Annotated in this window: 13 protein-coding genes; 6 read left to right on the top strand and 7 right to left on the bottom strand. The window is 72.9% G+C overall.

Annotation, left to right across the window (positions count from 1 at the left end):
• Positions 1-167: 167 nt before the first annotated feature.
• Positions 168-983: an ABC transporter permease gene (locus tag OB08_RS04440; RefSeq protein WP_461472525.1), complete on the top strand. Its 816-nt coding sequence runs from the start codon at positions 168-170 to the stop codon at positions 981-983.
• Between the two features lie 20 nt (positions 984-1,003).
• Here OB08_RS04440 and OB08_RS04435 read toward each other — a convergent pair whose 3' ends face one another.
• A complete protein-coding gene (locus OB08_RS04435) occupies positions 1,004-1,468 on the bottom strand; it encodes a hypothetical protein (protein WP_461472523.1) in 465 nt (154 codons plus the stop codon).
• 103 nt (positions 1,469-1,571) lie between these two features.
• Here OB08_RS04435 and cofG point away from each other — a divergent pair, with 103 nt between their 5' ends.
• The 5 genes from cofG (at position 1,572) to OB08_RS04410 (ending at position 7,805) form a co-directional block, all read left to right on the top strand.
• Positions 1,572-3,980: a 7,8-didemethyl-8-hydroxy-5-deazariboflavin synthase CofG gene (gene cofG, locus OB08_RS04430; RefSeq protein ID WP_461472521.1), complete on the top strand. Its 2,409-nt coding sequence runs from the start codon at positions 1,572-1,574 to the stop codon at positions 3,978-3,980.
• A complete protein-coding gene (locus OB08_RS04425; protein WP_461472519.1) occupies positions 3,977-5,485 on the top strand; it encodes a flavin-containing monooxygenase in 1,509 nt (502 codons plus the stop codon). The genes cofG and OB08_RS04425 overlap by 4 nt, the downstream gene beginning before the upstream one ends.
• The gene (gene fgd, locus OB08_RS04420; protein WP_461472517.1) at positions 5,482-6,495 is read left to right on the top strand and encodes a glucose-6-phosphate dehydrogenase (coenzyme-F420); all 1,014 of its coding nucleotides are present in this window, start codon (positions 5,482-5,484) and stop codon (positions 6,493-6,495) included. Before OB08_RS04425 ends, fgd begins: the two co-directional genes overlap by 4 nt.
• Positions 6,496-6,545: 50 nt before the next feature.
• On the top strand, positions 6,546-7,289 hold the full coding sequence (gene cofC, locus OB08_RS04415) for a 2-phospho-L-lactate guanylyltransferase (protein ID WP_461472515.1): 744 nt from the start codon (positions 6,546-6,548) through the stop codon (positions 7,287-7,289).
• 81 nt (positions 7,290-7,370) lie between these two features.
• A complete protein-coding gene (locus OB08_RS04410) occupies positions 7,371-7,805 on the top strand; it encodes a cupin domain-containing protein (protein ID WP_461472513.1) in 435 nt (144 codons plus the stop codon).
• Between the two features lie 45 nt (positions 7,806-7,850).
• Here the strand turns inward: OB08_RS04410 and OB08_RS04405 are convergent, their stop codons facing one another.
• The 6 genes from OB08_RS04405 to OB08_RS04380 form a co-directional block, all read right to left on the bottom strand.
• On the bottom strand, positions 7,851-8,591 hold the full coding sequence (locus OB08_RS04405; protein WP_461472511.1) for a sulfite exporter TauE/SafE family protein: 741 nt from the start codon (positions 8,589-8,591) through the stop codon (positions 7,851-7,853).
• A 1-nt stretch (position 8,592) separates the two neighbouring features.
• Positions 8,593-9,591: a 2-phospho-L-lactate transferase gene (cofD, locus tag OB08_RS04400; RefSeq protein WP_461472509.1), complete on the bottom strand. Its 999-nt coding sequence runs from the start codon at positions 9,589-9,591 to the stop codon at positions 8,593-8,595.
• A 13-nt stretch (positions 9,592-9,604) separates the two neighbouring features.
• On the bottom strand, positions 9,605-10,438 hold the full coding sequence (locus OB08_RS04395; protein ID WP_461472507.1) for a uroporphyrinogen-III synthase: 834 nt from the start codon (positions 10,436-10,438) through the stop codon (positions 9,605-9,607).
• A 183-nt stretch (positions 10,439-10,621) separates the two neighbouring features.
• Positions 10,622-10,900 (bottom strand): hypothetical protein, encoded by a 279-nt coding sequence (locus tag OB08_RS04390; RefSeq protein ID WP_461472505.1) that lies wholly within the window; start codon positions 10,898-10,900, stop codon positions 10,622-10,624.
• Positions 10,890-11,291, bottom strand: coding sequence for a phage holin family protein (locus tag OB08_RS04385; RefSeq protein ID WP_461472503.1), 402 nt, complete (start codon positions 11,289-11,291; stop codon positions 10,890-10,892). Before OB08_RS04385 ends, OB08_RS04390 begins: the two co-directional genes overlap by 11 nt.
• Position 11,292: 1 nt before the next feature.
• Entirely contained in the window at positions 11,293-11,694 is a 402-nt protein-coding gene (locus OB08_RS04380; RefSeq protein WP_461472501.1) for a hypothetical protein, read from the bottom strand.
• Between the last annotated feature and the right edge of the window lie 34 nt (positions 11,695-11,728).

Genomic DNA, 11,728 nt, shown 5'->3' with positions numbered 1-11,728 from the left:
GACGCGCAGCCGGTCCCCGACGCAGAACCGGCCGACCAGCACCCGGATTCCGACGAGAACGAGCCCGACGCACCCGACGACGACCTCGGCGCCCTCGCCGATCTCTCCCCCGACTGGGTGGAGCAGGACGTCCATGCCCGTGCCGACGACGAAGGCGGTGAGCAGCGATGAGCCTCGCAGCAGCGACCCGCTCCGAGACCACCAAGCAGTTCTCCACCGCGATGTGGTGGGTGCTCGCCCTCGTGCTCGCGATCTACGTCGGCTTCACCGCCGCGGTGCTGGGCTTCGTCTTCTCGGCCGCCGCGACCGGCTCCCTCCCCGGTGACGGGCCGCCGCTCCCCGAGGAGGGCCTCGCCAGCGTGCTGTACAGCACCGCGACGTCGGTCGGCTATGTCTTCCCGCTGCTCATCGGCACGCTCATGGTGACCTCCGAGTTCCGCCACAAGACTCTCACCCCGACGTTCCTCGCGACCCCCCATCGCGGCCGGGTTCTGTGGGCGAAGCTGCTGGTCGGCGTGCTCCTCGGCGTGCTCTATGGAGTCGTCGGCATCGTCGCGGCCGCCGGAGCGTCCGCGGGCTTCCTCGCAGGATTCGGACTCGACACGGAGCTGACCTCGCCCGAGATCTGGGCACAGCTCGGACGGATGCTGCTCGCCTACGTCCTCTGGGTGCTCGTCGGCATCGGCGTCGGCGCCCTCGTGCGCAATCAGGTCGGCGCGATCGTGGGCGTGCTGGTCTTCACGCAGTTCCTCGAGCCGGTCGGCCGGGCTGCGGCATCCTTCGTCGAAGGACTCTCGCAGGTCACGCAGTTCCTGCCCGGCGCGGCCAGCGACGCCCTGGTCGGCGCCAGCGTCTTCGCGGTGAGCACGCCGGAGGGCTCAGCGGTGCTGGAGTGGTGGGAGGGCGGGCTGGTTCTGCTCGGCTACGCCGTCGTGCTCGTGCTGCTCGGCCACCTGGTCAGCTGGCGCCGCGACGTCAGCTGAGGCCTGCCGCGCGGGAGGCGTCAGACCGCGGGTGCCGGAGTCGGCGCCTGGCGGGGCCGAGGCTTCTTCTCGGGCACCGTCGGGACGGTTCCGGTCTCGGCGGCGATCTCGACGACGTCGGCAGCCTCTTCGGCGAGCTCGACCCGCAGCGCCTGCACGAGGGCGAGACCGTGGCGGGTCGTGAGGATGATCCGCTGGAACTCGGGGTGCCCCTCGAGGTCGATGACGACGCTGGGGCGACGCCGGCGGATGATCGCGAAGTCGTCGGCGCCCGCCGATTTCCACGTGCCCATGGCGACGACGCCGCGCAGGTGGGTACCGGGGCTCGGGACGCCGCGTAGCCACGTCCACGCGTCGTCGGTGAGCTGCACCTTGCTGATCGTCGAGCGCTCGATGACGACATTCCCCTTTCGGAATGCCATCGCCCGCTCGGCCCCCGACAGCACGACCTCGAGCTGCGTCGAGTCGAGCAGCAGCGTCACCATGTCCCTAGTCTGCCAGCGGCCACCCCCACCGTCCGGATCATTTGCTTACAGGAGGGCAACGATCGACGGCGCCGGCGTCCGCCCGCGGTGACAGACTTGAGCGGTGACCTCCGTGGCCTCCCCCCTCGCCTCGCCGCCGGAGACGGCTCGCGCCCTCGAGCGCGCGGCCTCCGGTGCGCGGCTCGAGGTCGCCGAGGCGACGGCTCTGCTCGGGGCGACGGGGCCCGACCTCGACCGCCTGCTCGAGCTGGCCGGCGCCGTGCGCGACGCCGGGCTCGCGGCATCCGGCCGCGCTCGTGTGATCACGTACTCGCGGAAGATCTTCGTCCCCCTGACGACGCTCTGCCGCGACCGCTGCCACTACTGCGTCTTCGTCGACACACCGGGCCAGCTGCTGAAGAAGCACAAGCCCGCGTTCATGTCGCCGGCGCAGGTGCTGGCCGTGGTGCGGCAGGGGCAGGCGATGGGCTGCAAGGAGGTGCTGCTCACCCTCGGCGACCGACCCGAGGACCGCTGGCCCGAGGCGCGCACGTGGCTCGACGACCACGGCTTCGCATCGACGCTCGACTACGTCGGCCACATCGCCCGCCTGGTGACGGCCGAGACCGGCCTGCTCGCGCACCTCAATCCCGGTGTGATGAGCGCGGACGAGCTGCGGATGCTGCGCTCCGCCGCCCCGTCGATGGGCATGATGCTCGAGACGACCTCGCGGCGGCTGTTCGAGGAGCCGGGACAGGTGCACTTCGGGTCGCCCGACAAGGATCCGGCGCTGCGTCTCTCGGTGATCGACGCGGCGGGCCGCGAGCGCATCCCGTTCACGACAGGGATCCTGGTCGGCATCGGCGAGACGCTGCACGACCGCGCCGAGTCCCTGGTGGCCATCCGCGACGCGCACGAGCGCTGGGCCGTCGACGGCCAGGGGCACGTGCAGGAGGTCATCGTGCAGAACTTCCGCGCGAAGCCGCGCACCGCCATGCAGGGCGCCCCCGACGCGGAGCTGCTCGAGTACGTCGCGGCGGTCGCCGTCGCTCGGCTCGTGATGGGCCCGCGCATGCGGATCCAGGTCCCGCCGAACCTGTCCGATCCCGACGAGTTCGACCTGCTCGTCCGCGCGGGCGCCGACGACTGGGGAGGCGTCTCGCCCCTCACCGCCGACCACGTGAACCCCGAGCGCCCGTGGCCCCACCTCGACGACCTCGCGCTGCGCACGGCCGAGCTCGGCTTCGAGCTGCGCGAGCGGCTCACCGCCCAGCCCGAGTTCGTCCTGGCCGCCGAGACGTGGCTCGACCCCGCGATGCGGGGCCCGGTCGCCGCCCTCGCCGATCCGCAGACCGGCCTCGCCGGCGCGGCCAGCGTCGAGAAAGCAGGAGACGCGCCGCACGCGGCCGGTCGCGACGCCCATCGCCCCGCGGGTCTCCTCGTTTCTCGACGCGCCGAGGCCGAACACGACGTTCGGCGCCTCGCCGAGGCCGCGGCATCCGATCCCCTGTCCCTCGACGACGCCGAGTGGGCGACGCTGCTGCAGGCGACCGGCGCCGACCTCGACGGCCTCGCCGCGACGGCCGACGACGTGCGGCGGTACACGGTCGGCGAGGCCGTGAGCCTCGTCGTGAACCGCAACCTCACCTCGACCGGCCTCCGCGCGGCGGCGGCCGACGATCCGGCCACATTCACCCTCGACGACGCCGCGGCGATCGCCGCCGACGCGTGGGACCTCGGCGCGACCGAGCTGTGCGTGCAGGGCCTGCTGCCCCCGACGGAAGACCCGCGGGGCTACCTCGACCTCGCCCGCGCCGTGAAGGCCGCGGCTCCCGGCATCCACCTCCACGCGTATCGCCCGCAAGATGTGCGCGACCTCGCCGACCGCGGCGGCCTCGGACTCGACGGCGCGCTCGCGGCGCTGCACGAGGCGGGCGTCGACACCGTGCCGGGCACGGGGGTCAAGGTGCTGAGCGAGCGCGTGCGCGGCATGGTCGCGCTGGGAGACCTAGAGATCGACCGGTGGGTCGAGGGCATCACCGCGGCACACCGGGCGGGGTTCCGCTCGACGAGCGTGCTGTTCTACGGCCACGTCGAGACCGCCGCCGAGCGCGTCGCGCACCTCCGCGCGCTGCGGGCGATCCAGGACGAGACCCGCGGCTTCACCGAGTTCGTGCCGATCCCCCTGCCGGGCCCGGCCGGTGGCGTGCCCCTCGTCGCCGGGCGCTCGTCCCTCGACGAGCACCGCGCGATGGTCGCGGTCTCGCGCCTGGCGCTGTCGGGCAGCATCCCGCACGTGCAGATCCCGTGGACGCGGGTCGGGCGCGAGGCATCCGCCGTCCTGCTCCAGTCCGGCGGCGACGACCTCGGCGGCACCCTGCTCGACGGGCGCGTGAAGCCCGAGGCGGGCATCGAGCACGGTCTCGAATTGCCGGTCACGGATGCCGCGCCCATCGCCGCGCGTCTGTTCCGGCCCTTCCGCCTGCGCACGACCGACTACCGCGAGCCCCGTCCGAGAGGGTCGGGCGCATGACCGCGTCGGTCACACGCGTCGGCGTCGCGATCGTCGGAGCCGGCTTCGCGGGCCTCGGCATGGCGATCGCTCTGCGCCGAGCCGGATTCGACGACTTCGTGGTTCTCGAGAGGGCCGCGTCGGTCGGCGGCACGTGGCGCGACAACACGTACCCCGGGATCGCGTGCGATGTGCCCTCGCACCTCTACGGATTCGCGACCCACCCGAACCCGGACTGGTCGGGCACCTACGCGACAGGCGCGGAGATCCGCTCGTACCTCGAGGGCGTCGCCGACGCCGAGGCCCTCGGCGAGCGGCTGCGCCTGAACTCGCCGATGGGCCGGGCCGCGTGGGACGACGACCGCCGGGTGTGGCGCCTCGAGATGGCCGGCCCGGCCGCCGGTGGTCAGGTCATCGAGGCCGATGCGCTCGTGCTGGCGTGCGGCCGGCTCACCGCACCGGTGATCCCCCGCGTCGCCGGGCTCGATCGGTTCCCCGGGCCGGTGTTCCACTCCGCGCGCTGGGACCACTCGGCCGCCCTCGCCGGCGCGCGCGTCGCCGTCGTCGGCACGGGCGCCAGCGCGGTGCAGATCGTCCCCGAACTCGCGCGCACGGCCGCGCACGTGACGCTGCTCCAGCGCACGGCGGCGTGGATCGTGCCGCGCGGCGGCGACGCGTACTCCGCGGCCGATCGGGAGCGGTTCGCCACGACTCCGCAGGCGCTCGAAGCCCTGCGCGCCGACCTCTACGCCGAAGGAGAGGCCCGCTTCGCATCACGCTCGGGCGACTCGAGTGCCGCGGCCGAGGCCGAGGCGGTCGCGCGGGCCCACCTCGAGAGCCAGATCCCCGATCCGGCGCTGCGCGCGGCGCTCACACCCGACTACGCGTTCGGCTGCAAGCGCGTGCTGCTGTCGGACGAGTTCTACCCGGCCGTCGCATCCGACGCGGTGACGCTCGTGCCCTCCGCACTCGCCTCCGTCGAGGGCTCGACGCTCGTCGCGGCCGACGGCTCGCGCCACGACGTCGACGCCGTGGTGCTCGCGACCGGCTTCGCGTCATCGCGGCAGCCCTACGCCGAGCTCGTCCACGGCGAGGGCGGCGTGACGCTCGCCGAGCACTGGTCCGACGGCATGACCTCCTTCGGCTCGACCGTCGTCGCCGGCTTCCCGAACCTCTTCGTGCTCAACGGTCCGAACGCATCGCTCGGCCATTCGTCGTCGGTGCTGATGATCGAGGAGCAGGCGGGCTACGCGGCTCGCGTCCTCGGCGCTCGCGGCGAGCATGTGCTGCGCGTCGACCCGGAGGCCGAACGCGCGTACACCGACGAGATCGGGCGGGCCGCGGCATCCACCCGATGGATGACCGGCGGCTGCCGCAACTGGTACGTCGACGATCGCTCGGGCCGCCTGACGCTGCTGTGGCCCGGCACGGTCGACGCATTCCGCGAGCGGCTGGCCCGCGCGGACGGCTCCGAGTTCCTCCGCGCAACCGATCTCGAACCCGCCCTCGAAGGGAGCACCGCATGACCATTCCGCTGCGCTTCGGCTACAAGGCCTCGGCCGAGCAGTTCGGACCGACCGAGCTGCTGGACTACGCGGTGCTGGCCGAGGAGGTCGGGTTCGACTCGGTCTTCATCTCGGACCACCTGCAGCCCTGGCTGCACGAGGGCGGGCACGCCCCGGCATCCGTCCCCTGGCTCGGCGCCCTCGGCGCGAAGACGTCGAAGGTGCTCATCGGCACCTCCGTGCTCACGCCGACGTTCCGCTACAACCCGACGGTCGTCGCGCAGGACTTCGCGACGCTCGGCGTGATGTACCCGGGCCGCGTGATCCTCGGCGTCGGCACCGGCGAGGCGCTCAACGAGGCGAACCTCGGGATCACCTGGCCCGACCCGCCCGAGCGCTTCCAGCGACTGAAGGAGGCGATCGGCCTCATCCGCCGCCTGTGGTCGGAAGACCGGGTGACGTTCGACGGCACTTACTACCACGCGAAGAACATCACGATCTACGACAAGCTCCCCGAGCCGGTGCCGATCTACATCGGCGCGGCCGGACCCGCCGCGACCCGTCTCGCCGGCCGCATCGCCGACGGCTTCATCACGACCTCGGGCAAGAAGCGCGAGCTGTACACCGAGACGCTGCTGCCCGCGCTCGAGGAGGGCCTGTCGAAGGCCGGGCGGGCGCCGGGCTCGATCGACACGCTCATGGAGATCAAGGTGTCGCTCGACACCACCCTCGAGGCCGCGCGCGAGAAGACCCGGTTCTGGGCTCCGCTCGCGCTGACCCCCGACGAGAAGATGGGCGTCGACGACCCCATCGAGATGCAGCGGCTCGGCGAGGCGCTGCCGATCGAGCGCGCGGCGTCGCGGTTCATCGTGTCCGACGACCCCGACGAGCACGTCGAGAAGATCGGCTGGTACGTCGACCTCGGCTTCCGCCACCTGGTGTTCCACGACCCGGGTCACGACCAGGAGACCTTCCTGCGGCGGTTCGGCGCCGAGATCCTGCCGCGGCTGCGCGCGAAGTACGGCGCGTGAGCCCGCTGTTCGGGCGGCGGCGTCGGCGCGCCGGCGCGCCGGAGCGTGCCGTGACTCCGCCTGAGCGGCCGGCCGGAGGCACCGACCCCGGCGTTTCGGCGGCCGCGGCCGGAGGCGAGGCGGAGTTGCGGCACGGGCCGCGGTGGGTCGTCGTGGTCCCGGTGAAACGGTCGTCGCACGGCAAGTCCCGTCTCGACGTCGCCGGCACCGACCGCGCCGCGCTCGCGCGGGCCATCGCCCTCGACACGCTCGCGGCCGTGACGGCGTGCCCCGACGTCGTGCAGGTCGTCGTGGTCAGCGACGACCCGGCCCTCGCGCGTGACGCGGCGACGATCCCCGCCCTGAGGTTCGTGCCCGAGGGCGAGCCGCGCGGCCTCGACGCCGCGGTCGCGACGGGCGTCGCAGCCATCGACCCGGGGGGACGGATGCCGCGCGCTGCGCTCCTCGGCGATCTTCCCGCCCTGCGGCCCACCGATCTGTCCGCGGCGCTGCGGGACGCGGCATCCGTCGATCATGCCGTCGTCGCCGACGCCGAGGGCACCGGCTCGACCCTCGTGACGGCGGCCCCGGGCGTCGCGTGGGCGTCGTCATTCGGCGAGGGCTCGTTCGCGCGGCACACCGCCGCGGGGTTCACGGCGCTCGAGATCCCGGATGCCTCCACCCTGCGTCGCGACGTCGACACCGCCGCGCAGCTCGACGCCGCCGTCGCGCTCGGCGTCGGCGCGCGCACCGCGGCGGCCCGCGCGGCATCGTCGAGATCAGGAGATCCGGCGGATGCAGGCCTTTCTGCCTGATCCCGTCCTGTCCCTGCCAGATCTCCTGATCCGGCAGAGCAGGCCGGGCCCGGCGCGGGAGCCGACGACTAGCCTGACGGCATGGCCGACTACGAAGTGCTGGAGATGGGCGCCCTCGACGAGTGGCGGGCGCACTACGGCGGGTTCCGCCCCGAGAGCTCGCGTGACGGACGCCGGGTGGTCGACCACGACATCGCGATGCAGTTCATCGGCATGACGGCGAACGCCCTCGAGCCGGGCGAGGAGGCCGGGTACTGGCACGCGCACGCGCGCGTGGAGGAGCTCTACGTCTTCCTCGAGGGCCGCGGGCAGATGGGACTCGACGACGACGTGGTCGACGTCGGTCCCGGCTCGGTGGTGCGGGTGGGGCAGGACGTGTGGCGCACGTGGCGAGCGACCCCCGACAGCCCCGCGCAGCTCCGCTGGCTGTGCATCCGCGCGGGCGGGTACGAGCTGCCGCACTTCCCCGACGACAGTCGGCGCGACGAGGCGCGGCCGTCGCCCTGGCCGCGCTGACGTCGACAGAATCAGGCGCCGCGCCCCGGACAGCCGAGGCCCGGCTCAGACGAGCAGGTACACCGCCCCGACCACGGTGAAGCCGATCACCAGCCGCTCGAACACGCGCTGATCGAGGCGGTCGGCGATCCACCGCCCGATCAGCGCGCCCGCGACCACGAGCGGCACCAGCACGGCGTCGAGCAGCAGCCCGGGCACGGTGATGATGCCGAGCCCGATCGAGAACGGCACCTTGAAGAGGTTGACGATCGCGAAGAACCACGCGGCGGTTCCGAGAAACTCCTTGACCGGGAACCGAGCCGCGACGAAGTACATCGACATGACGGGGCCGGCCGCGTTGGCGACCATCGTGGTGAAGCCGCCGAGGGTCCCGTAGGTCGCCGCGGCGACGCGGTGCGGCCCGTCCGAGCCGACGCCCGAGGCGAACCGCCGGCGCAGGAGGGTGATCGCGATCACGGCGAGCAGGATGACGCCGATGGTGCGCTTGACCCAGGCGTCGTCCGCCACCGCGAGGAATACCACCCCGAGCAGGACGCCGGCGACCACTGCGGGAGCGAGCCGCAGCAGCACGCCCCAGTTCGCGTGCCGCCGGTACATCGCGACGGCGAAGAGGTCGGCCACGATGAGCAGCAGGAGCAGGGCGCCGGTCGACTGCTTAGCCGGCAGCACAGCCGCGAAGATCGCCACGGCGACGGTCCCGGCCCCGGGGACCGCGGTCTTCGAGAGCCCGACGATCAGCGCGGCGAGGCCGAGCAGGACCCACGCGAACCAGGTGAGGTCGGCCACCTCAGACGCCGGCCGCCGCGAGCGCCGCCTCGGCGAGGGCGGCCGAGCGCGCGGCATCCGTCATCCACAGAGGTGCGACAGGCGAGCGGATGCCGAGTTCCGCCACCTCGTCGGCGACCTGCGCGTCCTCCTCGGCGAGCAGCCACGCGTCGAGCACCCCGTCGCCCGAGCGTGCGCCGTAGTGGCGTGCGACGGCGAGCGCCGACGTCTCGACGCCGATCGCGGCGAGGCACACGTCCGCCATGCCGCGCACGACGCGCCCGCCGATGATCGGCGACACCCCGACGACGGGCGCCGGTGTCGTGCGGACCGCGTCGCGAACACCCGGCACGGCGAGGATCGGGCCGATCGAGACCACGGGGTTCGACGGGGCGAGCAGCACGACGTCGGCTGACGCGATCGCCTCGATGACACCCGGCGCCGGGAGGGCGTCCTCGATGCCGGGGTTGTCGAAGCGGACCGGTTCGAGCGTCGCGCGGTGGCGGGTCCACCACTCCTGGAAGTGCATCGAGCGGATGCCGCCGCCCGCGTCGTCGCGAACGTCGACCACCGTGTCGGCCTCGGCGTCGGTCATCGGGAGCAGGCGCGCGCCGAGCGGCCAGCGCCCCGCCATCCGCTCGAGCACCTGCGTCGGCGTGAGGCCGTCGCGCAGCCAGCCGGTGCGGGCGAGGTGCGTGCCGAGGTCGAGGTCGCCGAGGGTGAACCACGGCCAGCCGGCGCCCCACTGCTGAAGCTCGTGGTTGACGCGCTCGCTGTCGCCCGCGCGGCCCCACCCTCGCCCGGTGTCGTTGACGCCCGCGAGCGCGTAGGTGATCGAGTCGACGTCGGGCTGCAGGCGCACGCCCGACAGCCACAGGTCGTCGCCGGTGTTGACCACGACGGTGATCGAGTCGGTCGTCTCGGCGACGCCGCGGGCTCGCAGGGCCTCACGCACCCCGAGCACGAAGCGCGAGCCGCCGACTCCGCCCGCGAGCACGACGATGCGCGGCGAGCCGGTCACGGATGCACCTGCCTCAGTCCTGGCGGGGCAGGGGCAGCGCCCCGGTGCGCGGCGCGAACTCGTCGGCGGCGTGCGGCAGAGAGAAGCGGGCGACGGCGTCGATGAGGGCGTCGACGGTCTGGGCGTCGGCGATGACGTCGACGGAGAGGCCGGCGCGGCGTGCGTCCTTCGCGGTGCGGGGACCGATCGCGGCGATGAGCGTCGTCGGGGGAACGTCGGGGAACTGCAGATGCACCTGCTCGGCGACCGAGCCGCTCGTGACGAGGATGGCGTTGATGCGGCCGGACCGGACGTCCTCGGCGATGCGCTCGGTGACGGGCACCCCCACGGTGCGGTACGCGACGACACTGCGGACGCGGTGGCCGGCATCCGACAGCATCCGCGTCAGCACGGGCTTCGCGATCTCGCTGCGGAGGGTCAGGATGTCGCGGGGCTGCGGCTCGAGCGCGATGAGCTGCTCGGCCATGCCCGCGGCGGAGTTGTCGTCTTCGGGGACCAGATCGACCCGGTACCCCACGGCGAGGAGGGCGGCGGCGGTGGTCTCGCCGACCGCGGCGATCTTCGTCTGCGGCGGGACGACGGCGCGGTACGCGTAGAGAACGTCGACGGTCGTGGCGCTCGTCACCGTCAGCCATTCGAACCTGCCCGCGGCGAGGTCGGCGAGCGACTGCTCGAGCGTGGCCTGGTCGTTCGTGGGCGCGAAGTTGATGAGCGGGGCGATCACGGGAGTGGCGCCCTGGCGACGCAGCGTGGCCGCGACGCCGTCGCCCCAGGGGCCGCCGCGGGGCACGAGGACGCGCCAGCCTGCGAGGGGCTTGGCGGGTACGTGCTGTGGGGCTGTGTTCATGGGGTCGACTCTCGTGGTGCTCGGTCGGCCGCCCCAGACGTTCGAGCAGCCGATGCGCGAACGAATCGGGCTCGCGCGTCGGCAGCATCCGCACCATTGCACTGCCTCACCCCGAGCATACCCCCACGCTCAGGGCGTGCGTCCGGCCATGTCGACCGGATGCCGCGCGACGGCGCCCGGCCGTCAGCGCGAGTACGAGCGGGCGAACGCCCAGACGGCCGCGCCGACCGCGGCGGCCGCGGCGATGACGGCCGCGACGGCGAGAGCCGGATTGCGGCGCTGGAAGGCCCGAGCCTTGTCGATGGACTCGTCGATCGTGACGGCCAGCCGGCGCGGCACGTTCGCCTTCACCTCGATCGCGGCGAGCGTGGCCTTGAGTTCGGCCCTGGCTCGCTCGACGGGGTCGGTGATGCCCAGCGGCACGGCGGTGCGGGGCAGCGGCACGGGCGCGTCAGAGCTCATCGCGCACCTCCTTCACGTCCTGGGCGATGGATTGGACCGGGTTCTGGCTCTTGCCGATCTTGCGGAAGCGCAGGATGCCGAGCAGCGCGAGGATCGCGGTGACGATCAGCATCGCGAAGAAGACCACGAGCGCCGACAGCCACACCGGCCACCACGACGACAGACCCGCGATGACGAACGTGCCGAACACCGGCACGGCCCAGAACAGGACGAAGAGCGCGGCGAACATCCACAGCGCGCCCCAGCCGCCGTCCTTCGCGGTGCGCGCGACCCACTTCTTCGCCGACTCGATCTCGGCGACGACGAGGTTGCGGATCAGCTCCGGAACCTCGCCGATCAGCGTCAGGAGGCTGTCGTCGGAGCGGTCCCGGAAGCCACGGGGTGAAGTCACGTCACGCTCCGCCGCGGCCGGCCGCCGGCGTCTCGTCGGCGGCCTCGTCGATCAGATCGTCGACGGCGTCCTTCGCGGCATTCGCGGACGTCTTGGCCGCGCGGCCCACATCGTCGGCCTGATCCTTGCTCGTCTGGATGGCGGCGTCGAGCTTCTGGCCGGGCGTGCCCTTCGCGGAGGCCGCCTTGGTGACCTTGACGGCGGAGTCCCACAGGGTGCTCGGCAGGGCCATGGCCGTCGACTTCGCGAAGTCCTTGACCTTGTCGACCTGCTCCTGCACGGGGTCGAGGCGCCAGACCTTCAGCCACTGCGTCTTGATCTGCTCGTAGCGCTCACGGCCCGCTCGCGTACCGAGGACGTACCCGATGGCGAGTCCGACGACGAGTCCTGCTTTGCCCTTCATGGGGATTCCTCACGCTCGGTGGTGCGCTGATGAC

The organism is Microbacterium sp. HJ5 (genome assembly GCF_054824025.1).
This window is presented reverse-complemented; position numbering and strand designations above follow the sequence as displayed.